22 protein-coding genes are annotated in these 21,358 nt (G+C 66.3%); 17 read left to right on the plus strand and 5 right to left on the minus strand.

Annotated features, from left to right (window positions below; translation table 11 throughout):
* Window positions 1-60: 60 nt before the first annotated feature.
* On the minus strand, window positions 61-1,071 hold the full coding sequence (locus tag LZ605_RS16375) for an energy transducer TonB (RefSeq protein ID WP_249842514.1): 1,011 nt from the start codon (window positions 1,069-1,071) through the stop codon (window positions 61-63).
* A 201-nt stretch (window positions 1,072-1,272) separates the two neighbouring features.
* Entirely contained in the window at window positions 1,273-1,881 is a 609-nt protein-coding gene (locus tag LZ605_RS16380) for a TIGR00645 family protein (protein ID WP_249842515.1), read from the minus strand.
* Window positions 1,882-1,993: 112 nt separating this feature from the next.
* Between LZ605_RS16380 and LZ605_RS16385 the strand changes: the two genes are divergently transcribed.
* From LZ605_RS16385 to LZ605_RS16405, 5 genes are all read left to right on the plus strand, one after another.
* Window positions 1,994-2,683 (plus strand): glutathione binding-like protein, encoded by a 690-nt coding sequence (locus LZ605_RS16385; protein WP_249842516.1) that lies wholly within the window; start codon window positions 1,994-1,996, stop codon window positions 2,681-2,683.
* Window positions 2,684-2,845: 162 nt separating this feature from the next.
* Window positions 2,846-5,071: a S9 family peptidase gene (locus LZ605_RS16390; protein WP_249842517.1), complete on the plus strand. Its 2,226-nt coding sequence runs from the start codon at window positions 2,846-2,848 to the stop codon at window positions 5,069-5,071.
* A gap of 25 nt (window positions 5,072-5,096) precedes the next feature.
* Window positions 5,097-5,612, plus strand: a complete 516-nt coding sequence (locus tag LZ605_RS16395; RefSeq protein WP_306803730.1) for a cytochrome c oxidase assembly factor Coa1 family protein — start codon at window positions 5,097-5,099, stop codon at window positions 5,610-5,612.
* Window positions 5,613-5,911: 299 nt separating this feature from the next.
* The gene (locus LZ605_RS16400; RefSeq protein ID WP_249842519.1) at window positions 5,912-7,279 is read left to right on the plus strand and encodes a zinc-dependent metalloprotease; all 1,368 of its coding nucleotides are present in this window, start codon (window positions 5,912-5,914) and stop codon (window positions 7,277-7,279) included.
* A gap of 38 nt (window positions 7,280-7,317) precedes the next feature.
* Window positions 7,318-9,117, plus strand: a complete 1,800-nt coding sequence (locus LZ605_RS16405) for a DUF885 domain-containing protein (protein WP_249842520.1) — start codon at window positions 7,318-7,320, stop codon at window positions 9,115-9,117.
* 209 nt (window positions 9,118-9,326) lie between these two features.
* On the opposite strand, the gene LZ605_RS16410 is transcribed toward LZ605_RS16405, so the two are convergent.
* Window positions 9,327-9,791, minus strand: a complete 465-nt coding sequence (locus LZ605_RS16410; protein WP_249842521.1) for a hypothetical protein — start codon at window positions 9,789-9,791, stop codon at window positions 9,327-9,329.
* Window positions 9,792-9,974: 183 nt separating this feature from the next.
* Between LZ605_RS16410 and LZ605_RS16415 the strand changes: the two genes are divergently transcribed.
* From LZ605_RS16415 to LZ605_RS16430, 4 genes are all read left to right on the plus strand, one after another.
* Window positions 9,975-10,223, plus strand: a complete 249-nt coding sequence (locus LZ605_RS16415) for a hypothetical protein (RefSeq protein ID WP_006475755.1) — start codon at window positions 9,975-9,977, stop codon at window positions 10,221-10,223.
* A gap of 122 nt (window positions 10,224-10,345) precedes the next feature.
* Window positions 10,346-11,263, plus strand: a complete 918-nt coding sequence (locus LZ605_RS16420; RefSeq protein ID WP_249842522.1) for a bestrophin family protein — start codon at window positions 10,346-10,348, stop codon at window positions 11,261-11,263.
* Between the two features lie 19 nt (window positions 11,264-11,282).
* Entirely contained in the window at window positions 11,283-12,272 is a 990-nt protein-coding gene (gene hemB, locus LZ605_RS16425; protein ID WP_249842523.1) for a porphobilinogen synthase, read from the plus strand.
* 32 nt (window positions 12,273-12,304) lie between these two features.
* Window positions 12,305-12,574 (plus strand): hypothetical protein, encoded by a 270-nt coding sequence (locus tag LZ605_RS16430; protein WP_010482214.1) that lies wholly within the window; start codon window positions 12,305-12,307, stop codon window positions 12,572-12,574.
* A gap of 84 nt (window positions 12,575-12,658) precedes the next feature.
* Here LZ605_RS16430 and LZ605_RS16435 read toward each other — a convergent pair whose 3' ends face one another.
* Complete coding sequence (locus LZ605_RS16435) at window positions 12,659-13,531, minus strand: TolB family protein (protein ID WP_249842524.1); 873 nt, start codon at window positions 13,529-13,531, stop codon at window positions 12,659-12,661.
* Window positions 13,532-13,579: 48 nt separating this feature from the next.
* Between LZ605_RS16435 and aroE the strand changes: the two genes are divergently transcribed.
* The 3 genes from aroE (at window position 13,580) to dinG (ending at window position 17,051) form a co-directional block, all read left to right on the plus strand.
* Complete coding sequence (gene aroE, locus LZ605_RS16440) at window positions 13,580-14,425, plus strand: shikimate dehydrogenase (RefSeq protein WP_249842525.1); 846 nt, start codon at window positions 13,580-13,582, stop codon at window positions 14,423-14,425.
* Window positions 14,426-14,428: 3 nt separating this feature from the next.
* Window positions 14,429-14,782 (plus strand): hypothetical protein, encoded by a 354-nt coding sequence (locus LZ605_RS16445; RefSeq protein WP_249842526.1) that lies wholly within the window; start codon window positions 14,429-14,431, stop codon window positions 14,780-14,782.
* 166 nt (window positions 14,783-14,948) lie between these two features.
* Entirely contained in the window at window positions 14,949-17,051 is a 2,103-nt protein-coding gene (dinG, locus tag LZ605_RS16450) for an ATP-dependent DNA helicase DinG (RefSeq protein ID WP_180879460.1), read from the plus strand.
* 100 nt (window positions 17,052-17,151) lie between these two features.
* On the opposite strand, the gene LZ605_RS16455 is transcribed toward dinG, so the two are convergent.
* A complete protein-coding gene (locus LZ605_RS16455; protein WP_249842527.1) occupies window positions 17,152-18,324 on the minus strand; it encodes a DUF418 domain-containing protein in 1,173 nt (390 codons plus the stop codon).
* Window positions 18,325-18,526: 202 nt separating this feature from the next.
* On the opposite strand from LZ605_RS16455, the gene LZ605_RS16460 reads away from it, so the two are divergent.
* From LZ605_RS16460 to LZ605_RS16480, 5 genes are all read left to right on the plus strand, one after another.
* Window positions 18,527-18,838 (plus strand): DUF5076 domain-containing protein, encoded by a 312-nt coding sequence (locus LZ605_RS16460; protein WP_107232531.1) that lies wholly within the window; start codon window positions 18,527-18,529, stop codon window positions 18,836-18,838.
* Between the two features lie 249 nt (window positions 18,839-19,087).
* Window positions 19,088-19,612 carry a hypothetical protein gene (locus tag LZ605_RS16465; RefSeq protein ID WP_249842528.1) on the plus strand — a complete coding sequence of 175 codons (525 nt, stop codon included), beginning with the start codon at window positions 19,088-19,090 and terminating at the stop codon, window positions 19,610-19,612.
* A gap of 185 nt (window positions 19,613-19,797) precedes the next feature.
* On the plus strand, window positions 19,798-20,163 hold the full coding sequence (locus LZ605_RS16470) for a DUF4288 domain-containing protein (protein ID WP_249842529.1): 366 nt from the start codon (window positions 19,798-19,800) through the stop codon (window positions 20,161-20,163).
* A gap of 12 nt (window positions 20,164-20,175) precedes the next feature.
* On the plus strand, window positions 20,176-20,787 hold the full coding sequence (locus LZ605_RS16475; protein WP_249842530.1) for a hypothetical protein: 612 nt from the start codon (window positions 20,176-20,178) through the stop codon (window positions 20,785-20,787).
* A 175-nt stretch (window positions 20,788-20,962) separates the two neighbouring features.
* The gene (locus LZ605_RS16480; RefSeq protein WP_249842531.1) at window positions 20,963-21,346 is read left to right on the plus strand and encodes a hypothetical protein; all 384 of its coding nucleotides are present in this window, start codon (window positions 20,963-20,965) and stop codon (window positions 21,344-21,346) included.
* The last annotated feature ends 12 nt before the right edge of the window (window positions 21,347-21,358 follow it).

Genomic DNA, 21,358 nt, shown 5'->3' on the forward strand with positions numbered 1-21,358 from the left:
GGGCCTTGGCGTCAGGGCGGGGCGGAAGCGACTTGATCGCCTCCGTCCCCTTTTCTGTGGTCAGCCGCCCGGTGCGAATACCAGCGTGCGGCGGGTGGTGACCGGCGCGCCGACCGGCTCGAAGCGCCAGCGCTTCACCGCGTTCAGCGCCTCGCGATCAAACACGCGCGACGGGGTTGCACGCAGCACGCGGGCGTTGATCACCGAACCGTCCGTGCCGACCGTGATTTCCACCAGCACCTCGCCGGAAGTACCCGCACGCAGCGCCTCGGCCGGATAGCGCGGCGCCGGTGTGCTGACCGGGCGCAGGTTGGGTGCGGCAGCGGCGGCCGGTGCGGCGGCCTGGCGTGCCGCACTGGCCTGCTGGGCAGCGGCCTGCTGCTGCTTCTGCTCGGCCTCGCGACGGGCGGCGGCCTGGCGCTCGGCCTCCTGGCGCTCGTTGTCGCGGCGCGTGGCATCCTGCTGCGCGGCGATCTGCTTGGCGGCGTCGGCTTCCTTGGCACGCTGCTCGGCCAGGCGCTGCTGCTCGGTCTGCTGCTTGCTGCGGTCCTCGGCGTCCTTCTTCGCCTTCTCGGCTTCGGCCTCGGTGCGCTTGGCGGCGTTCTGCACGCCCTTGGCCAGGCCATCCTTCAGCCGCGGCAGTGCCGGCGCGGACGCATCCACTTTCTCGATCAGTGCCACCAGCCGCTGCGCTTCGGTGAAATCCTCGCGGCCCAGGTGCTGTTCGGCGGCGATCAGGGTGTAGGGCAGCAGATCGGTCAGTGCGCTCTTCACCGACGCATCGTCCGGCGTCTTGTCGCGCAGGGCGAGGTAGTACTCGATGGCGTTGTCGCCGGCCGGGGCATACATGCGGTTCTCGCGCAGGGCCTGGCTGGCCGATTCACGCAGCTGTTCGGTACCCATCGACTGCACCTTGGCCGCGACCGCCGGGGCGGCCGGTGCCGTGGCCGCCGGGGCGGCGCCCGGTGCCGGTGCGGGTGTTTCTTCCTTGCCCGAGCAGGCGGCCAGCGCCAGTGCCAGGGCAACCGGCAGCCACCGGCGCGCGGCGGTGATCGTTGAGACGTGCGACATCCTGCTCCCCTCTAGAAGACGACGTGACGTAAATCATTGATACGCATGGCCGGGACCTGCGGTCCGGGCGCGGCAGGGTGACGTTTCCCGACGCCACCGCCGGCAACGGCGAGGGTGCAATCTAGCATCCCGGCCACCGCCGCGTACAAGGGGCGATGGCCGGGATGGGGCAGCGGCGTCATGCCGCTGCCGGCAACGAGGTCAGTGGTCGTGCGGCTTGCTGTGGCTGTTGGACATCAGCTTGTCGGTCCAGGCGATGCCGATCGCCGACAGGATGAACACGCAGTGGATGATGGTCTGCCACAGCACACCGTCCGGGGTCAGGTTGGTGCACTGCGCCGCGGCGATGTTCTCGGCGGCCAGCGCCATGCGGTCCGGCGTGCAGAACGGCATGGCACCCAGCCCGCCACTGGCGATGAAGGTCTTCAGCAGGTGGATCGAGGAGATGCCGATGATCGCCATCGCCAGCTTCACCTTCAGCACGCTGGCGTTGACGTGGCTCAGCCATTCCGGCTGGTCCGGGTGGCCTTCCAGACGCAGGCGCGAGACGAAGGTCTCGTAGCCACCGACGATCACCATCACCAGCAGGTTGGAGATCATCACCACGTCGATCAGGCCCAGCACGATCAGCATGATCTGTTGCTCGCCCATCGACGGCGAGTGCGAGATCAGGTGCCACAGTTCCTTGCCGAACAGGTAGACATAGACGCATTGCGCCACGATCAGGCCCAGGTACAGCGGCAGCTGCAGCCAGCGCGAGGCGAAGATCAGGGTCGACAGGGGGGAGAGCGGCGGACGGTTTGCACTCATGCGGGGGATGCTGCGTTGCGGGGGAGTGGCGAGGTTACTGGCCCGCCATGACGGTGCCAACCCAACTCACGCACTAGACTTCAGGTTCCCTTCCGTACCCCGAGCCGCTGCCATGATCGACCTGTATTACTGGCCCACCCCGAACGGCCACAAAGTGACCCTGCTGCTGGAGGAAGCCGGCCTGGAGTACCGCATCCACCCGGTCAACATCGGCTCGGGCGAGCAGTTCAAGCCTGAATTCCTGGCCATCTCGCCCAACAACAAGATGCCGGCGATCGTCGACCACGCTCCGTCCGATGGCGGCGCACCGCAGAGCGTGTTCGAATCCGGCGCGATCCTGCTGTACCTGGCCGAGAAGACCGGCCGCTTCCTGCCCAGCGACGCGCGTGGCCGCGTCACCACCCTGGAATGGCTGTTCTGGCAGATGGCCGGGCTGGGCCCGATGAGTGGCCAGATGGGCCACTTCCACGTGTACGCACCGGAGAAGATCCCGTACGCGATCGAGCGCTACGACAACGAAGTACGCCGCCTGCACGGGGTGATGGACAAGCGCCTGGCCCAGCATGCGTTCCTGGCCGGCGAGGAATACACCATCGCTGACATGGCCAGCTACCCGTGGATCGGCGCCTACGACAGGATTCCGGTCGATTTCGCCGCCTTCCCCAACCTCAAGCGCTGGCACGAGGCGATTGCCGCGCGCCCGGCCACCCAGCGGGCCTACGCCCTGCGCCAGCAGGTGAACCCCAACGCCGGCAAGCCGCTCAGCGACGAAGAACGCAAGCACCTGTTCGGCCAGCGTTGACCGCCCCGGGGTCGGATCCCTTTGCAGCGCAAAGGGCTCTGACTCCAGCACCGGGCCATGGGCAGAAGGTCATGCTGCCTTCCCGCACAGGCTTGGTTAGGATGGGGGATGACCGCTCCGCGCCCGACGCGGGGGCGGACCTGCCGTTTGCCGGGATCCTCCATGCGCCACCTGTTCGCTTCGCTTGCCCTCATGCTCGCCACCACAACCGCTGCCCACGCTGAAAAGCTGACCCTGGAAGCCATCACCGGCCCGCTGCCGCTGTCCGGCCCGACCCTGATGAAGCCCAAGGTGGCACCAGACGGTTCGCAGGTCAGCTTCCTGCGCGGCAAGGACAGCGACCGCAACCAGCTGGACCTGTGGAGCTACGACATCGGCAGCGGCCAGACCCGCCTGCTGGTCGATTCCAAGGTCGTGCTGCCGGGCACCGAGACCCTCAGCGACGAAGAGAAGGCCCGCCGCGAGCGCCAGCGCATCGCCGCGATGACCGGCATCGTCGATTACCAGTGGTCGCCGGACGCGCAGCGCCTGCTGTTCCCGCTGGGTGGCGAGCTGTACCTGTACGACCTCAAGCAGCAGGGTGCCGCGGCCGTGCGCCAGCTGACCCACGGCGAAGGCTTTGCCACCGACGCCAAGCTGTCGCCGAAGGGCGGCTTCGTCAGCTTCATCCGCGGCCGCAACCTGTGGGTGATTGATCTGGCCAGCGGCAAGCAGCTGCAGCTGACCGGCGACGGCAGCAGCACCATCGGCAACGGCGTGGCCGAGTTCGTCGCCGACGAGGAAATGGACCGCCACACCGGTTACTGGTGGGCGCCGGATGATTCGGCCATTGCCTTTGCCCGCATCGACGAAGCGCCGGTGCCGGTGCAGAAACGCTACGAGGTCTATGCCGACCGCACCGATGTGATCGAACAGCGCTATCCGGCCGCCGGCGATGCCAACGTGCGCGTGCAGCTGGGCGTGATCGCACCGGCCGCCGACGCGCAGCCGCGCTGGGTCGACCTGGGCAAGGAACAGGACATCTACCTGGCCCGCGTCGACTGGCGCGATGCCCGGCACCTGAGCTTCCAGCGCCAGTCGCGTGACCAGAAGCAGCTGGACCTGGTGGAAGTGGCGCTCGATTCCAACCGCCAGCGCGTGCTCGCCCACGAGACCAGCCCGACCTGGGTGCCGCTGCACAACAGCCTGCGTTTCCTGCAGGACGGCAGCGTGCTGTGGTCGTCCGAGCGCACCGGTTTCCAGCATCTGTACCGCATCGACAGCGCAGGCAAGACCATCGCGCTGACCCAGGGCAACTGGCCGGTGGACGAACTGCTGGCGGTCGATGAGAAGGCCGGCAAGGCCTACTTCCGCGCCGGCATCGACAGCTCGCGCGAAAGCCAGATCTACGCGGTGTCGCTGCAGGGCGGCCAGCCGCAGCGCCTGTCGAAGGCGCCGGGCATGCACAGCGCCAGCTTCGCGCGCAACGCCAGCGTCTATGTCGACAGCTGGTCCAACAGCAGCACGCCGCCGCAGATCGAACTGTTCCGCGCCAACGGCGAGAAGATCGCCACCCTGGTCGAGAACGACCTGGCCGATCCCAAGCATCCGTATGCGCGCTACCGCGATGCACAGCGCCCGGTCGAGTTCGGCACGCTCACCGCAGCCGACGGCAAGACCCCGCTCAATTACAGCCTGATCAAGCCGGCCGGTTTCGATCCGTCCAAGCGCTACCCGGTGGCGGTGTACGTGTATGGCGGTCCGGCCAGCCAGACCGTCACCGACAGCTGGCCCGGCCGCGGCGATCACCTGTTCAACCAGTACCTGGCCCAGCAGGGCTACGTGGTGTTCTCGCTGGACAACCGTGGCACCCCGCGCCGTGGCCGCGACTTCGGTGGCGCGCTGTACGGCAGGCAGGGCACGGTGGAAGTGACCGACCAGCTGCGCGGCGTGGCCTGGCTGAAGCAGCAGCCGTGGGTAGACCCGGCGCGCATCGGCGTGCAGGGCTGGTCCAACGGCGGTTACATGACCCTGATGCTGCTGGCCAAGGCCTCCGACAGCTACGCCTGCGGCGTGGCCGGCGCCCCGGTCACCGACTGGGGCCTGTACGACAGCCACTACACCGAACGCTACATGGATCTGCCGGCGCGCAATGAAGCCGGTTACCGCGAGGCGCGCGTGCTGACCCACATCGACGGCCTGCGCTCGCCGCTGCTGCTGATCCACGGCATGGCCGATGACAACGTGCTGTTCACCAACTCGACCAGCCTGATGAGCGCGCTGCAGAAGCGCGGCCAGCCGTTCGAGCTGATGACCTACCCGGGTGCCAAGCATGGCCTGTCCGGCGCCGATGCCCTGCATCGTTACCGCGTGGCCGAAGCCTTCCTGGGGCGTTGCCTGAAACCCTGATCCACAGCCGGGAAGGAGCCCGCCAATGACCCTGCCACCGCCCATTCCCAGTCACTGCACCCGACCCGCCGGATGGTGGAGCCGGCACTGGCGCTGGGCGATGCCCCTGACCGTCGTGATGGTGTTGGGCGTGGCCGGCGGCATCGTGGCCTGGAGCGTGCTGCGCTGGAGCGAGGCGGCACGCGAGAGCCCGCCGATGCGCGAGGCGCTGCGGCGCGCCGGCTGCAGTGTCGAACTGGTGGAAGCGTTCGGCGAACCCCTGCGTACCGGATCGATGCCGCTGGGCAGCATGCAGACCGCGATCGACGGCCAGCGCGACGTCGGCCTGACCGTGGCCCTGGAGGGCTCCCGCGCGCACGGCCGGTTGTTCGTGCAGGGCAGCCGCCGCGATGACGTATGGGATTACCCGGTGATGTACGTGCTGGGCGAGAACAAGCAGACTTTCGACCTGAGCGCGCTGGATGACGATGAAGCGGCGGACGAATGCGCGCTGCAGGAATGCCGTGATCGCGGTGGGTGCAAACCTGGCATGGCGATGTAGCTGTTCGAAGTACTGCGGAATCAAAGTTTGTCGCAATCTGGCGCAGTTGCAATCACGCTCTCCTATCGGGCTCCGGCTTGGCTCAGTGTGTCTCGTGCGAGCCTGTTCAATCACGTCGTGGCGTGGCGCAGGTTCGCCACTTCGTCATTGGCTGTGCAATCAATCTTCATTGCCTTCATGGAGCTGATTGATAGTGCGGGAGACGTCTCGAAACGCCGACGCAAGTTCATTCCAATGTTTGATGCGTTGCAGCCTTGGTTCGGCGGCAGCATTTCATTTGATTCTGGAAGGAGCCTGCAATGCAAATGTATGCAATCAGGAGTGTGGTCGTCCCGATTGTGCTTGCGCTGGCGTTGGTCACGCCCGCGATGGCCGTTGAACCCCTCGTGGAGACGCTCTCATACGCCTCACTTGTCGAAGCCGAACAGACGTTGCGGAGGCAGGGGGACGACGTGGTATGGGTACGTCGGGTCCGCGTGAACGAGGCGGCCCTGGCCGCAGATGAGATCACCGTCGATCTCCACGATACGGTTCTCAACCTTGTTCGCGATCCTTCCCAACCCTTGTTCGAGACTACGCAGAGTGTGAGCTACCGGCCAGTGGGCGACGGAGGCGTCCAACGCGAGGTGCGCTCGCTCTCAAGTATGCAGTGGGTGGGCACGGTGAAAGTCGCGCTCCGGAGCACGGAAGGAAAGTCAGGGGAGCAACGCGTGAGAATCTGGTCGGACGCTTCGGGAACACATGCAAGATTCAGCCTCGGCGTCTGGCACTACACCCTCGACGGTGATCGACTGATAAAGCGTGACGTGCGCCATGCCCTGCGCGACGAGCGCGACGATGTAAAGGACCGACGACCCGATCGACCGGCTCCCGGTGTTCCCCTTGGACTTGCCTCTGGTCGGAGTGGGGAAGGTCAGGATGTCATCCGGGTCGCGTACGGATTTGCGACAGGCGCACTGGCGAGCGGGCTGGATCCTGCAATTGAGCAGTTCCGGGTTGCGGTAATGCAGGCTAATTCCGGATTCGCTGCAAGTGGCATTGAACTGGAGTTGCGGACGGTGGCATACGCGGTCCCTGGATACAGCGAATCCACGCTTGATCAGACCTTGGATGACATGGCCGAAGGCAAGCAGGGGCCACTATGGTTGTTGCATGCGGCCCGGGAGGGCGAGCGTGCCGACATCATGGTGATGATCATCGATACTGGCACGGGCGCTTCCGCATGTGGACTTGCCCAGCAGGTACTGGCCACCCGGGAAACAGCTCTTGTCGCGATTGAGCGCAGATGCCTGGATCAACACACTCTTGCGCATGAGGTCGGCCATCTGCCGGGGGCAGATCATAATCCCGAAAATGCGACACTTGATCCGCCCAGATTCGCGTACGGTCATGGCTATCGTTTCACCGAGGGGGCTGCGCCTGGCTGGCGAACTGTCATGGCCCTGGAGTGCACTGGTCAGGTCTGCCCGCGGGTGAATCTATGGTCATCCTCGATGAACCAGCATGAGGGGATGCCAGCGGGATCGACCGATCTTCATGACAACGCAAGAGTCCTGCGCGAAACGAAGGGCATCGTTGCCGATTTCTATCCCGATCCGCCATCCCAGAGCCCCGACGTCTCATATCCGCCGCCCGTGACGTCCGGCCGGTTGTCGCCGTCGCCCTGAGCGCGTAGGGTGCGGGCAACCCTGTTCTGGAGTGCACCATGAAGCCGATCGCGCTGGCCGTTGCCCTGGCCCTGACCGCCGCCCCGCTGCTGTCCGCCCCGCCGGCGCTGGCCGCACCCACCGCCAAGGCCGCCACGCCGGCCAGCCCGGCCTGGGTGGCCCGCAGCAATGCACTGGCGCAGATCCTGCTTGATGCCCAGGGCCCGTTCCAGCCAGAGGAAACCGGCTTCTTCGGTGTGCCTGGCTATGACGACAAGGTGGCCGATCTCGGTCCCGACAACGACAAGCGCTACCGCGCGGCGATGGCCAAGGCGCGCGACGAACTGAAGGCGAAGCTGGCCACCGAGAAGGATCCCAACGTCCGCCAGGACCTGGAGATCATGATCCATGCCGCCAACCAGAACATCGAAGGCAGCGAGCTCAACGAGAAGTACCTGCTGCCGTGGACCGACGCACCGCAGACGGTGTTCAGCGGCCTCAACCTGCTGCTGTCCGACCAGGTGCCAGCCGAGCGCCGGGCCAAGGCGATCGATCGTCTCAAGGCCTATGCCGGCCTGCAGCCGGGCGGCACCGCCTTCACCACGCTGGCACGCCAGCGCTACGAGGAGCGGCTGAAGGAGAGCAGCCTGCTGCAGCCGACGAAGATCGAAGTGCAGCAGTCGCTGGACAACGTCGAGACCTACATCAGCGGCATCGAGTCGCTGCTGAAGAAGTACCAGATCGCCGGTGCCGATGAAGCGATGAAGACGCTGGCCGGGCAGATGAAGGACTACGCGGCGTGGACGCGCAAGGACGTGCTGCCCAAGGCGCGCACCGATGCACGCTTGCCGGCGCCGCTGTACGCCTACCAGCTCAAGCAGGTAGGCATCGACATCGACCCGAAGCTGCTGATGCAGCGCGCGCAGCTGGAGTTCATGGAAACCCGCTCGGCGATGCAGCAGCTGGCGCCGCTGGTGGTGAAGGACAAGGGCCTGAAGGTGGCCGACCCGAGCGACCCGGTGGCAGTGATCCGCGCGCTGAAGGCCGACAAGATCGCCGACGACCAGCTGGAAGGCCACTACCGCAAGGTGATCGATGCGATCGATCCGCTGATCCGCGAGCACGCCATCGTCGATGTCCCCAAGCGCGCCATGCAGATGCGCCTGGGTTCGGCGGCCGAGAGCGCGGCCAGCCCGGCCCCGCACTTCCTGCCGGCGCCGCTGGTCAACAACACCGGGCAGCAGGGCACCTTCGTGCTGCCGCTGGGCAACCCGGCCGCCGGCCCGGGCGCACAGTACGACGACTTCAACTTCGGTTCGGCCGCCTGGACCCTGAGTGCGCATGAAGGCCGCCCCGGCCACGAGCTGCAGTTCACCGCGATGGTCGAGCGTGGGGTGTCGCTGGCGCGCACCATGTTCGCGTTCAATTCGGTGAACGTAGAAGGCTGGGCGCTGTATGCCGAAGCCGAGATGGTGCCCTACGAGCCGCTGGACGGGCAGATGATCGCCCTGCAGTTCCGCCTGCTGCGTGCAGCGCGCGCAATGCTTGACCCGATGCTCAACCTCGGCCTGACCGACCGCGCCAATGGCGAGCGCGTGCTGATGGAGCAGGTGGGTTTGTCCAAGGCGATGGCCACCCAGGAACTGGACCGCTACATGGTGCGCATGCCGGGCCAGGCCGGCAGCTACTTCTACGGCTACACCCGCATCCTGGAACTGCGCATGCAGACCGAGCTGGCACTGGGCGCGAAGTTCGACCGCCTGGCGTTCAACAACTTCCTGCTCGACCAGGGCCTGCTGCCGCCGGACCAGCTGGCCGACGCGGTCAACAAGGTGTTCGTGCCGAAGTACAAGCGCTGAGCATCACCGGGTAGTGCCGGCTGCTGGCCGGAAACCGGTGTTGGTAGATGCCGACCTTGGTCGACGCTGTGGGTTCGTGCCAACCAAGGTTGGCACCTACCAGAGCGATGCGTCGGTTGTTGCAGGGGTAGGGCCGGCCGCTGGCCGGCATTCCCTTTGCGCAGGAATTCCCGAGGTTGCCGGCCAGCGGCCGGCACTACCGAATCGCATCAGCGTTGCGGTTGCGGGGTGATCACCTGGGTCGGCAGCCGTGCCGGCGGTTCCGGGTTCGGCACCCAGATCGCCACGCCGGCCGCACGCTTCTGCGTGGTCGGAATGCCGATGCCGACGCCACCGCCGACATGCGAACCGAAGGTGCCGGCACCCACCGACATGCCGACTGGCGAGCCGCTGCTGCCTACGCCCATCAGCACCACGCCATTGGCGCCCAGTGCCGCCGCTTCACGCTTCAGGCGTGCCACCGCGGCATCGGTCTGGCCCTGCGTGCCGAAGCCGACCGCCGAGGCCGACTCCAGCTGGGCAATCTCCTGGGAGCCGGCCGGTGGCGTCGAATAGATCTGCACCAGCGCCGGATCGATCGGTGCCCGGGCGCGGCCCAGCATCACCTTGGAAGTACTGGCGCAGCCGGCGCTGACCAGCAGGATGGCCGCCACCGCGGCCCAACGGATGTTCATGGCACGACCCCTGTAGGACTGGTTGCGATCATCGGCGGGCCACTCTGAATCGGCGCCAACACCCGCCCGTGGGCAGGCAGCCCAGACGCTAGCACGGTGCCGGTGACAGCCCTGCCAACGACAGTAGGCGGCGGCCCCGGGAACGATTATGGTGGGGCCAGGAACCAACTGCAGGAGGGCGGCATGGGTGTGATCAGTCTGTTGTGGGGTGTGCTGGCGCTGCTGTGGATGATCCTGGCACTGATTCCGCTGCTGGGCTGGGGCAACTGGTTCCTGATCCCGTTTGCCGCCGTTGGCGCGGTGATCGCCGCGCTGGGCATCCTATTCACCCACCCCAGCAAGCGTGGCCGGGCCTGGGCCGGGCTGGTGCTGAACGGCATCGTGGTGGTGGTTGGCATCCTGCGCCTGGGCTTGGGCGGCGGCGTGATCTGAACCCGCCGGCGGGTGCGACCGGGCGTCGCAGGCGCACGGCCGGTGGCCGGGCAGGGGCGTACAATGAATGACTGCGCGAGCCCCCCGCGTGCCTGTGAATCCGCGCCCGGCGCGGCTGCCCGATGATCATCCGACCCCGTCCCCACGGCTGGCAACTGCTGTACATCCTGCGCGGCTCGATCGTTCCGGCGATCGCGCCGAAGGTGCTGGCCATCCTGATCCTGTCCATTGCCGTGGCGGCGGTGGTGGAGTTGGCGCCGCCGACCGGCATCGAGCGCTTCTCGGTGACCCCGTTCACCCTGCTCGGCCTGGTCCTGTCGATCTTCCTCAGCTTCCGCAACAGCGCCTGCTACGACCGCTGGTGGGAAGGCCGCAAGCTGTGGGGCCAACTGGTCTACGAATCGCGCTCGCTGGCCCGCCAGTTGCACCTGCTGCTGCCTGACGATGCAGGCCGCCGCCGCCGCATCGCCTACCTCACCACGGCCTTCGCCCATGCCCTGGCGGCGCGCCTGCGCGGGCGGGTGGTGGCGCTGGCGGCCGTGCCTTGGCTGGACAAGCCGCAGCGCGAGCAGCTGGGCCAGCGCGAAAACGTCCCTGACGCACTGCTGGCGATGATCGCCGCCGAACTGGCCCAGCCGCTGCGCAGCGGCGAACTGGACCCGATCCTTTACACCCAGCTGGAACAGCGCCTGCACGCGATGTCGTCGATCCAGGCTGGCTGCGAGCGCATCCTGACCACGCCGCTGCCGTTCGCCTACACCCTGCTGCTGCACCGCTGCGCGTGGATGTTCTGCGTGCTGCTGCCCTTCGGCCTGGCCAGCTCGCTGGGCTGGGGTACGCCGGTGTTGTCGGCGGTGCTGGCCTATGCCTTCTTCGGCCTGGACCAGCTGGGCGAAGAAATGGAGGACCCGTTCGGCCTGGAGCCGAACGACCTGCCGCTGGATGCGCTGGTGCGCACCATCGAAATCGACCAGCTCGACGCGCTCGGCGAACGCCCCTTGCCCGAACCCCTGCTGCCGCAGGGCTACCTGTTGCAATAGCCACTCCTCGGAGCCTGCCATGTCCCATCCGCTGTACCGCCCGCGCCGCATGCGCCACGACGAGTTCTCGCGCCGCCTGATGCGTGAGAACACGCTGACCACCGACGACCTGATCTACCCGGTGTTCGTGCACGAACAGGCCGGCCGCACCGCAGTGCCGTCGATGCCGGGCGTGGACCGGCTGTCGATCGAAGAGCTGCTGAAGGTGGCCGAAGAGGCGCTGGAGCTGGGCATTCCGGTGATCGATCTGTTCCCGGTGATCGACCCGTCGCTGAAGTCGCTGGACGCTTCGGCCGCCTGGTCCGAAGACGGCCTGGCCCAGCGCGCGATCCGCGCGCTGAAGTCGCGCTTCCCGGAACTGGGGGTGATGACCGACGTGGCGCTGGATCCGTACACCACCCATGGCCAGGACGGCATCATCGACGACAAGGGCTACGTGCTGAACGACATCACCGTCGAGGCGCTGGTCAAGCAGTCGGTGTCGCATGCCGAAGCCGGCGCGGACATCGTCTCGCCGTCGGACATGATGGACGGCCGCATCGGTGCGATCCGCCGCGCGCTGGATGCCGAGCACCACCTCAACGTGCGCATCATGGCCTACTCGGCCAAGTACGCCTCGGCGTTCTATGGCCCGTTCCGCGATGCGGTGGGCAGCGCGGCCAGTCTCGGCAAGGCCGACAAGAAGACCTACCAGATGGACCCGGCCAACGGCGACGAGGCGCTGCGCGAGATCGCGCTGGACCTGGAAGAAGGCGCCGACATGGTGATGGTCAAGCCGGGCATGCCCTACCTGGACCTGGTGCGCCGGGTGAAGGAGACCTTCGGCGTGCCGACCTTCGCCTACCAGGTCAGTGGCGAGTACGCGATGATGAAGGCGGCTTTCGCCAATGGCTGGCTGGACGAGCGGGCCTGCGTGCTGGAGTCGCTGCTGGGCTTCAAGCGCGCCGGCGCCGATGGCGTGCTGACCTATTTCGCGCCGCAGGTGGCGCGATGGCTGCGCGAGCGCTGACAATAGCGCCTCGATAGACGGAGGAATAGGCGATGGGACCCGAACTGGGATGGATGCAATGGCTGATCTGGGGCATCGGTACGCTGGTGTTCGGCGCCATCATCGTCGGTGTCTTCATCGCCGCCTGGCGGGCCGGCAAGCGCCCGCCGGAGCAGCTCTCGGCCGCCCGCCACGTGGCCCGTGAGCAGGCTCTGCCGGAGAGCGTGCAGGCCGAACTGGCCGCGCTGAACCAGCGCAAGGACAACGGCCAGCTGAGCGAGGTCGAGTACGAGCAGCAGCGCGCCAAGGTGTTGTCGCGCTGATCCCCGCGTTCTGGTAGCCGCCAACCTGGGTTGGCACCTAGCGAACGATCATCCACGCATGGCGTGGATCTACCGGTAGCGCCGTCAGCGTGCGCCCGGCACGCACCCCGGCACCGCCACCACCTTCGGCACCGCCAACCGGTACACGTCCACGCCGCCGGCACGCGGTGCCTTGGCCGCACTGCTGGCCACCATCATTTCGCCCGGCTTGGCGTTGTCGATCACCGGCGCGCCGGTCCAGCCGCCGGCCTGGTTGAACGACAGCCCCAACGGTTGCAGCGCCGCGCCGCTCCACGCACAACTGCTGCTCCACACCTGCGCGTTCGCGCCGCTGCCACGGCTGAACACCACCGCGCCGTCGTTGCCCAGCCAGTCGCCGTCGGTCTCGTCCTCGGCGCTGTTCAACGCGGCCAGTGCGCGGGCCGGGCCCCGTGCGCCCTGCGCGTCCAGAGGTGCCACGAACAGGTCCCAGCCGGCGCCACGTCCCTGCTGGCGTGCAAACAGCAGCCGCTGGCCATCCGCGCTCAGGGCCGGCCCGCGCTCTGCCTGGCGCCCGGCGTCGCCGGCCAGTGGCTGCGCACTGCCCAGCTGGCCATCGGCGGCGACCGCGGCCCGGTACAGCGCCAGCGCGCCCTCGCGGCCGGCCGCGAACAGCAGCCAGTGGCCATCACGGCTGAAGTAGGGATCGCGGGCCTCGCCGGCCACGCCCACCGGCAGCGCCTGCGCCTGCTGCCAGCGGCCATCGACCACGCGTGCCTCCCACAGGCCCCAGCCCGCCTCGCCACGGCGCGCGAACACGATGCGCTGGGCGTCGGCGCTGATCGTGGCGCGGCCCTCGTCGGCGCGGGTGGAGACCACGCCCATGCCTTCGATGCCGTACTCGTTCAACGCCATCGCCACGGGGGCAGAGAGTAGACTGGCGGCGAGCACCAGCAGGGGCGGGGTGAGACGCATCATCCAGGTCCGTGCACGAAAGAGCATCAGTCTAGCCAGCTTGAGGATTCCATGACCGACCGTTACGCCGTCTTCGGACACCCCGTTGCCCACTCGAAGTCGCCGCAGATCCATGCTGCGTTTGGTCGCCAGGAAGGCATCGCGGTGGATTACCGCGCGATCGACCTGGCCCCGGAAGCGTTCCTGGCCGGCCTGGAGGCGTTCGCCGCCGAGGGCGGTGTCGGCGCCAACGTCACCTTGCCGCACAAGGAAACCGCGTTCTCGGTGTGCACCACGCTGACCGCGCGCGCGCGCCGCGCCGGCTCGGTCAACACGCTGCTGCGCAAGGGCGACCGCTGGCACGGTGACACCACCGATGGCATCGGCCTGGTGCGCGACCTGACCGATCGCCACGGCCTGGACCTGCGCGGTCGCCGCATGCTGCTGATCGGCGCCGGTGGTTCGGCGCGCAGCGTCGCCCCGGCGCTGCTCGATGCCGGCATCACCGAGTTGGTGGTGGTCAACCGCACGCCGGAACGCGCCGATGAACTGATCGATGCGATGGGTGAGCCGGGCCGCGCGATCAGCCGCTACTGGGAAGACCTGCGCGAGCTGGGCGATTTCGAACTGATCGTCAACGCCACCTCGGCCGGCCGCGACCGCGACGTCGAGTTCAAGCTGCCGCTGTCGCTGGTCAACTCGATGACCACCGCAGTCGACCTCAACTACGGCGAGGCGGCCATCGCCTTCCTGGCCTGGGCGCGCGCGGCGGAGTGCCGCAATACCGTCGATGGCCTGGGCATGCTGGTCGAACAGGCCGCCGAGAGCTTCCTGCAGTGGCACGGGGTGCGCCCGCAGACCGACGAGGTCTACCAGTCGCTGCGCCAAGGCGCGGCCGTGCTGGCCGGCGAGGACTGAGCAATGGACAACGCAACCCTGCTGATCACGGTGCTGAGCCTGGTGGGCGTGCGCCTGCCGGTGCTGATCGCGCTGTGCGTCGGCCTGGTCTGGGTGGTGGGCGCACCGCGCGATGCCACCCGCACGGGTGCGCTGGTGGGCCTGCTGCTGTTGCTGCTGGCCAGCCTGGGCGGCATGGCGGCGGGCATCCTGCCGATGTGGATGGTGCGCAGTGGCGATTTCAGCGCCGTGTCCAGCCTGAGCACCATCCTCGGCGTGCTGCACTTCGCGCTGGCGATGGTCGAGGCGCTGGGCGTGGTGCTGCTGGTGTGGGCGCTGGTGCGCCTGCTGCGCACCCGCACGATCCCGGCCGCCTGACCGTTGGCGCCGGCCTGGCCCGGCGCATCTGCCCCACCCACGGCACGGCCATTGGACCGTGACCGCCAGCGGGCGTCGTCGCTGGCCCGTTCAGGCTGCCAGCGGCGGTGAACCCGGTCGGCCATGCGACAATGGCCGGCCTGATCCAGCCACGGTAGTTCCCGGCGTGACCGAAACTGTCGCCGCTCCGCGCACGCTCGATGACCCCTTGAAGGACGCGATCCGCAAGGCGTACACGACGCTGCAGGCCAATACGCCCGGCTTTTCCACCCGCCGCTCGCAGAGCCAGATGATCGGCGTGGTGTCGCGCGCGCTGTCCAAAAGTGGCGGCGTCGGCGTGGTCGAGGCGCCTACCGGCGTCGGCAAGAGCCTGGGCTACCTCACCGCGGGCGTGCCGATCGCGCTGGCCAGCAAGAAGAAGCTGGTGATCAGCACCGGCACCGTGGCCCTGCAGTCGCAGCTGGTCGAGCGCGACATTCCCAATTTCCTCAAGGCCACCGGCCTGGAAGCGACCGTGGCGCTGGCCAAGGGCCGCACCCGCTACCTGTGCACGCGCAATGCCGCCGAGGCGCAGGGCGAGGGCTCGCAGGGCGGTATGTTCGAGGATGACGCGCCGCTGTTCGACCGGCCGCTGGCGCCGATTGAGATGGACATCGCCAAGCGCCTCACCGACGCCTTCACCGGCGGCAGCTGGGACGGTGATATCGACAACGCGCCGGAGACCATCAGCCCCGGCCTGCGCAGCCGCATCACCACGCCGGCCTCGGGCTGCGCCGGGCGTCGTTGCGCGTATTCGGCGCAGTGCGCGGTGCTGCGTTCGCGCAACACCGTGCGTGATGCGCAGATCGTGGTCACCAACCACGCGCTGTTGCTGTCGGCACTGTCGATCGGCGACAGCGACAACGGCCAGCCACTGATCGCCGCGCCGTCGGACATGCTGCTGGTGCTGGACGAAGGCCATCACATCGGCAACGTGGCCATCGACCAGGGCGCGGCCAGCCTGGCGCTGGATGAAATGGCCAAGCGCACCGGCCGCCTGCAGATCCTGATCGCCGGCGCCTACCGCGCAGTTGACAAGGACCGCCTCGGCAACCTGCTGCCGAACGAGGCGATCGAGGTGGCCAGCAACGTGGCCAAGCAGCTGCGCGCGTTCCGTGACCACATCGAGCGGGTGTGGATGCCGGCGCCGGCCGACGAGGAACCGATGTGGCGCGCCGCCAACGGCCGCCTGCCCGAGGCCTGGCGCGAGCCGATCGAAGCACTGGCCGACGATACCCGCAGCCTCTACAACTGGGCGCATGCGGCCACCGCGCAGGTGGCCAAGGGCAAGCCGGACGATGCCGCGCGCGAGCGCCTGCAGCGCAACCTGGGCATGGCGCTGGAGATGATCGAACAGCAGTACAACCTGTGGCAGGCCTGGCGCCGCGAGGACAAGGACGGCGCGCCGCCGATGGCGCGCTGGGTCACCGCCACCCGCGACGGCGACCTGGTGCTGCACGGCTCGCCGGTATCGGCCGCGCACGTGCTGCGCAAGCTGCTGTGGGATGAAGTGGATTCGGTGGTGATGACCTCGGCGACGCTGACCGGTGGTGGCGATTTCCAGTCGCTGGCGATCGACAACGGCATCCCCGAAGAGGCCGAGATGGTCTCGCTGTCCTCGCCGTTCGACCTGCCCAACCAGGCCGAGCTGATCGTGCCGAAGTTCCCGGTCACCCCGGACGACCGCGAAGGCCATCCGCGCGAAGTGGCGCGTTACCTCGATACCGAACTGGACTGGGCCAAGGGTTCGATGGTGCTGTTCACCTCGCGCTGGAAAATGGAGAAGGTGGCCGGCCTGATGTCGGCCGCGCGCCGCAAGCAGGTGCTGGTGCAGGGCGAGATGTCCAAGACCCGCCTGATCGACGAACACCTGCGCCGCGTCGCAGCCGGCGAGGGCTCGGTGCTGTTCGGCCTGAACTCGTTCGGCGAAGGCCTCGACCTGCCCGGCGAGGCCTGCACCACCGTGGTGATTACCCAGGTACCGTTCGCGGTGCCGACCGATCCGCAGACCGCCACCCTCAGCGAATGGTTCGAGGGGCGCGGGCTGAATGCCTTCAACCTGATTGCCATTCCGCACGCACTGCGCACGCTGACCCAGTTCGCCGGCCGTCTGATCCGCACCTCCACCGACACCGGCCGCGTGGTCATTCTCGATTCGCGGCTGCTGACCCGCCGTTACGGCAAGCGCATCATCGACGCGTTGCCACCGTTCAAGCGCGTGATCGGCTGAGGCGCTCTGGTGGCGCCGGGCGATGCCCAGCGGAAAATAGGGGACGGAGGGAATTAAGTCGTTTGAGGCACGAACGACTTAATTCCCTCCGTCCCCTTTTCTACCGCCGCAGTGGCAGCCATTGCCCTTCGCTGGCGCTGCGCCATAACCATTCCACCGGCCCGAAGCGATGGCTGCGCAGCCAGCACGCGCTCGCCCACAGTTGCAGCGGGAACACCACGGCCGCTACCAGCAGCACCGGCCACAGCCCGTGCAGCGGGCCGATGCCCAGCCCGAAGCCGGCAAACAGCGGCACGCAGATCACGCTCTGCAGCAGGTAGTTGCTCAGTGCCATGCGCCCGGCCGGAACGAACACGCGCAGTACGCGTTCAGCCCACGGGCGCAGATAGAGCAGGGCAAAGGTCGCCGCCGCCGCGATGCCCAGTGCCAGTGGTGCAACGCGGTACGACACGCGCAGCAGGTAGCCCGGTACACCACCGCGCAACGCCGGCCAGGCCTGCTTGAGTGCATCGGCCGTAGCATCGACCCACAGGAACGCGGCGCCCAGCAGCAGCCCACCTGCGGCGAGTGAACGCAGCAGCGGCAGATGCGCCTGCGGCTGCTGCAGCAGGCCGCGACGGCCAGCCCAGTAGCCCAGCAGGAAGCGCCCGAGCACGAAGAACAGCAACGCCCAGTTGCTCAGCTTCAGCCACGCCGCCAGTTGCAGGTTGCGCCACCACGCCTGGGCCAGAGTGCCGTTGGCCAACGCATCGAGCGCCATGGCATTCATCTGTGCGCGTGGGGTCAGCAGGGCCACCCAGTCGCGGATCCACGGCGACAGCAGGGGCGGCAGCAGCAGGGCGACGGCCACGCCGCTGACCAGCAGGGCGCGATCACCGAGGTGCCGGAACAGCGGCAGCAGCAGGCCGACCACCGCATACACCAGCAGGATGTCGCCCCACCACAGCAGCACCGAATGCAGCAGGCCGATGACCAGTAGCGCGGCCATCCGCCGCAGGTGCGCGGCCATCCGGCCTGGGGTGTTGCCCTCCATCTGCATCGCCACGCCTATGCCGAACAGCAGCGAGAACAGGGTGATCGCCTTCATGTCCAGCAGCCACTCCATGCCGGTACGGAGGGCATGGTCTAGCGCAGCGCTGGGCAGGGCCTGCTGCGCGGCCTCGGTCATCAGCGCGTCGAGCGAGAAGAAGCGCAGGTTGACCAGGAACACGCCGAGCAGCGCGAATCCGCGCAGGGCATCGATGAGGGGCTGGCGCGTCGGGCGTTGGGTCATGCCGGGCAGGGTAACGGATGGGCGTATCGCGATTGCGGTTTCAGAGTTGTCTGATTGCCGGGTGTGGGGGAATCGGATAGAACTGGCTGGCCGAGCATCGGGCGGAAGGGAAAGGTGCGGTTCGGCCCGGGGATACGCCAGTTGATCAGCGTCATCCGCTTCAGTGGAATGAAGTGTCACCAAGCAGGTGGGAAGTCAGGTCATGAATGAGCGTCCTGTTCCGGAAGCGGCTCTGGAAGATGAGAATTCAGTTGAGATGCTTCGAGTGTGGATTGCTGCAAAAGCGCTCCATTGCTCGATGAAGGTTGGACTGTACAAAGAGACCTCCAGGATCTCGGAAGAGAAGGCATGGGGCGTGATCCTGGCAGACGTTGCGCGCCATCTTTCGAAGGCGCTTGAGTCGGGTTATGGCGTGGATGCGCGGATTGCGCTCAGTGCAATCAGGGAAGGGTTCAATGATGAACTCAATGAGCCGACCTCGGACGTTGATGGGGGCTTCTTGACAAGGAACTGACCGCAGGAAAGTTCCCAAGTCCTACAAGGAAGCCCGCCAACGGGATGCCTGTCGCTGGGATGGGGTCGGCTCAGGGCGCAGGGACGTCCGATCTGCGCAGCTCGGTAAGGATGGCAGCAATGCGAATCGGCATGCCACCAACCTTCCTTGCAAGGATGGTCCGGCAAAGAGCTCTGACACCACCTGGCATCATCCTGCGGGAAGTAACGTTCCAACCACGATGATCAGATACGAGAAGGATCAGGCGATATGGCTGCAGGCTCATCGAAAGATCTTCTGCATGGAACATTGTCTGATGCGCAGCCGCCTGACAGTCCTATTGTGGCTGAAGGCTGGGCTGGGATTGCTTTCGACAGAAATCGCCATGAGTACTTCGCCCCTGAAGACATATGGATTGCGTGGTTGGATGTGCACCTGGGCCGCCCATCTTCCTTGAAACAGATTGAGATTGTCTCGTTCAAGGATGTCGAAGCGGATAGGGACGGATTCTTTGCCGCGCCCAGCCTTTGCTCGTTGCATGAATTCCTTGCCGAGGATGCGCGCTTCCTTGCTGACCACTATGTACTGTCCCGTTCGAGTGAGTGGGTGGTTCGTCTCGATCAGGATGTGACTCTCTTCGCGGCCAAGGTGGATTTTGTTTCGGAAGTGCTGGCGCGTTTGGGTGGCCTGACGGATGTGATGGCACGAATGGTCGAAGACTTTGATCCGGGGACGGGGGATCCTGTGGGGTTGAATGGATTTCTCCTTGAGATTACCAAGGGCCTGCGAAGCTAGCCTCGCAACCGCGCGGTGAGTATCCCGAACCGGGGCCAGCAACAGCGGAAGCGATCAGGTCAGCTGGAACGCCGTGCCAATGGCGTCCGAGTACCGTCTTGAGCAGAGTGCAAGCGGCATGCTGGGGAGAAGGCTCGGAGACCCAGGAACAAGTCGAAGCGGGAAGAAGACGGGTGAGGTGTTGAATGTGGTATTGCGCACATGCAATTTTCTACTACAGCTATGTAGGTCAGAGCTCCTACGTAGTTCATGAGAACGTCTACCTTGTTTCAGAGGATGATGAGGACAAGGCAATGCTGCGGGCGCTGGGATTGGCGGCTGAGTACGAACAGGTCGGTGAAAGTAGCCATCTGGAGATCGAGGGGCAGAAGGCCGAGTACCGATTCGCTGGAATCAGAAAGCTGATTTCGGTTGACTCGGATCTGGAAGATTCATCGGAGCTGCGGGAGTTGACGGGTGAGGTTACCTATTCCGTATTTGAGGTGGCCAATCTTTCTGATGTGGAGGCTCTCGCGGCTGGGGTGGCTGTATCAGTCAACTATCGAGAGTAGTAGGGAGGCCAAATGGGGCAGCTCCTGCCTTGGTTCCAGCATTTGATTGGCTGGAATGTCGCCACTCTATTTCTCCGATTGAGTGGCGAAAAGGCGCGGGTGCTGCATGTAGGCGACAAGGTTGGACGTTTGGCCATGGCCGACAAGGTAATCATCAGCATCCACACGAACTTAGTTACGATTCTGATACGGCTAAGGCGCGCCTTCGCACGAACCCGCACGGCGGCCCAACGGAGATCGATGGTCATGTCCGAAATCGCTTGGGGGTTCCCGATCACAGGGAACAGGGTAAGTGAGGCGCTAAGGGCCAACTTCGGTGCGGAGAATATGTGGCTGATAGCGCACATGGATGTTCCTTCGGCAACAGATGCGCCAACGGCCTTGAATGACCTTCGAGATCGGATGACGAACGGACCGGTACAGGCATCCACGGCGGATCTCTGCGATGCGCTGACGGGCGCTCCGCAGGTCTGGGTTCTGGACATCCGGCTCTCACACGACAACGACGTACAGCTCTACATCGAGGACGGGGAGGTGTTCGAGGTGAACCTGGACCGGACAGATGCTCCAAGGGCTCCTGATCGATTTCGCGACCCGGAAGTGAATCAGGATGAAGATGGCTGACTCATCCAGGCTGCGTTCGTTGTGGATGGAAATCGCGGCAAAGCACAACGTCTGCATCCCCGCAGGGGGCGTCAACCACCTGGACGCAGTGGATGGCGATTTGCTGATCGATCATTGGGCACTGTGCTAACCGCCATCAAAACAGCCGCCAGCCCTGCTGGCCTGGAGCAGGTAGATGCAGATTGAGTTCTATTCGGAGTACTACGATGGCTTGATCCATGGCGTACTGTCCGATGAAGGCCGTCTGTTCTATGCCTTCTGCATCCACGCCGATTTCCCGGATGCCGGCCAGGACCGTGCCTACGGGGTGATCCCGATCAATGCCGTCGAAGACCAGCACCTTCGCTCATGCCTGCTGCAGGCAGGGGACGGGGCACTGGATGCCTTCTTCCGCTCCGCATTCCTGGACAGGCACGGCGTGGTGCTGGAAGGCGATCCAGAGTCGTGGAGCAGCACGGGCCTGCGTTTCGAAACCCGTGGAGATGCCTACGCGGCTTTCGTCCGTCGTTCCTCGCTGGAGGTGCTGGTGAGTGCAGGGGCGCGGATGGAGGTGCGCTAGCGGGGTCAGACC

Source organism: Stenotrophomonas maltophilia, from assembly GCF_023518235.1.
Taxonomy (GTDB): domain Bacteria; phylum Pseudomonadota; class Gammaproteobacteria; order Xanthomonadales; family Xanthomonadaceae; genus Stenotrophomonas.

Excerpts from the sequence above, each read along its gene's own strand:
- LZ605_RS16375 (WP_249842514.1), bottom strand. The coding sequence starts at position 1,071 with ATGTCGCACGTCTCAACGATCACCGCCGCGCGCCGGTGGCTGCCGGTT.
- LZ605_RS16380 (WP_249842515.1), bottom strand. The coding sequence starts at position 1,881 with ATGAGTGCAAACCGTCCGCCGCTCTCCCCCCTGTCGACCCTGATCTTC.
- LZ605_RS16385 (WP_249842516.1), top strand. The coding sequence starts at position 1,994 with ATGATCGACCTGTATTACTGGCCCACCCCGAACGGCCACAAAGTGACC.
- LZ605_RS16390 (WP_249842517.1), top strand. The coding sequence starts at position 2,846 with ATGCGCCACCTGTTCGCTTCGCTTGCCCTCATGCTCGCCACCACAACC.
- LZ605_RS16395 (WP_306803730.1), top strand. The coding sequence starts at position 5,097 with ATGACCCTGCCACCGCCCATTCCCAGTCACTGCACCCGACCCGCCGGA.
- LZ605_RS16400 (WP_249842519.1), top strand. The coding sequence starts at position 5,912 with ATGCAAATGTATGCAATCAGGAGTGTGGTCGTCCCGATTGTGCTTGCG.
- LZ605_RS16405 (WP_249842520.1), top strand. The coding sequence starts at position 7,318 with ATGAAGCCGATCGCGCTGGCCGTTGCCCTGGCCCTGACCGCCGCCCCG.
- LZ605_RS16410 (WP_249842521.1), bottom strand. The coding sequence starts at position 9,791 with ATGAACATCCGTTGGGCCGCGGTGGCGGCCATCCTGCTGGTCAGCGCC.
- LZ605_RS16415 (WP_006475755.1), top strand. The coding sequence starts at position 9,975 with ATGGGTGTGATCAGTCTGTTGTGGGGTGTGCTGGCGCTGCTGTGGATG.
- LZ605_RS16420 (WP_249842522.1), top strand. The coding sequence starts at position 10,346 with ATGATCATCCGACCCCGTCCCCACGGCTGGCAACTGCTGTACATCCTG.
- hemB (WP_249842523.1), top strand. The coding sequence starts at position 11,283 with ATGTCCCATCCGCTGTACCGCCCGCGCCGCATGCGCCACGACGAGTTC.
- LZ605_RS16430 (WP_010482214.1), top strand. The coding sequence starts at position 12,305 with ATGGGACCCGAACTGGGATGGATGCAATGGCTGATCTGGGGCATCGGT.
- LZ605_RS16435 (WP_249842524.1), bottom strand. The coding sequence starts at position 13,531 with ATGATGCGTCTCACCCCGCCCCTGCTGGTGCTCGCCGCCAGTCTACTC.
- aroE (WP_249842525.1), top strand. The coding sequence starts at position 13,580 with ATGACCGACCGTTACGCCGTCTTCGGACACCCCGTTGCCCACTCGAAG.
- LZ605_RS16445 (WP_249842526.1), top strand. The coding sequence starts at position 14,429 with ATGGACAACGCAACCCTGCTGATCACGGTGCTGAGCCTGGTGGGCGTG.
- LZ605_RS16455 (WP_249842527.1), bottom strand. The coding sequence starts at position 18,324 with ATGACCCAACGCCCGACGCGCCAGCCCCTCATCGATGCCCTGCGCGGA.
- LZ605_RS16460 (WP_107232531.1), top strand. The coding sequence starts at position 18,527 with ATGAATGAGCGTCCTGTTCCGGAAGCGGCTCTGGAAGATGAGAATTCA.
- LZ605_RS16465 (WP_249842528.1), top strand. The coding sequence starts at position 19,088 with ATGGCTGCAGGCTCATCGAAAGATCTTCTGCATGGAACATTGTCTGAT.
- LZ605_RS16470 (WP_249842529.1), top strand. The coding sequence starts at position 19,798 with ATGTGGTATTGCGCACATGCAATTTTCTACTACAGCTATGTAGGTCAG.
- LZ605_RS16475 (WP_249842530.1), top strand. The coding sequence starts at position 20,176 with ATGGGGCAGCTCCTGCCTTGGTTCCAGCATTTGATTGGCTGGAATGTC.
- LZ605_RS16480 (WP_249842531.1), top strand. The coding sequence starts at position 20,963 with ATGCAGATTGAGTTCTATTCGGAGTACTACGATGGCTTGATCCATGGC.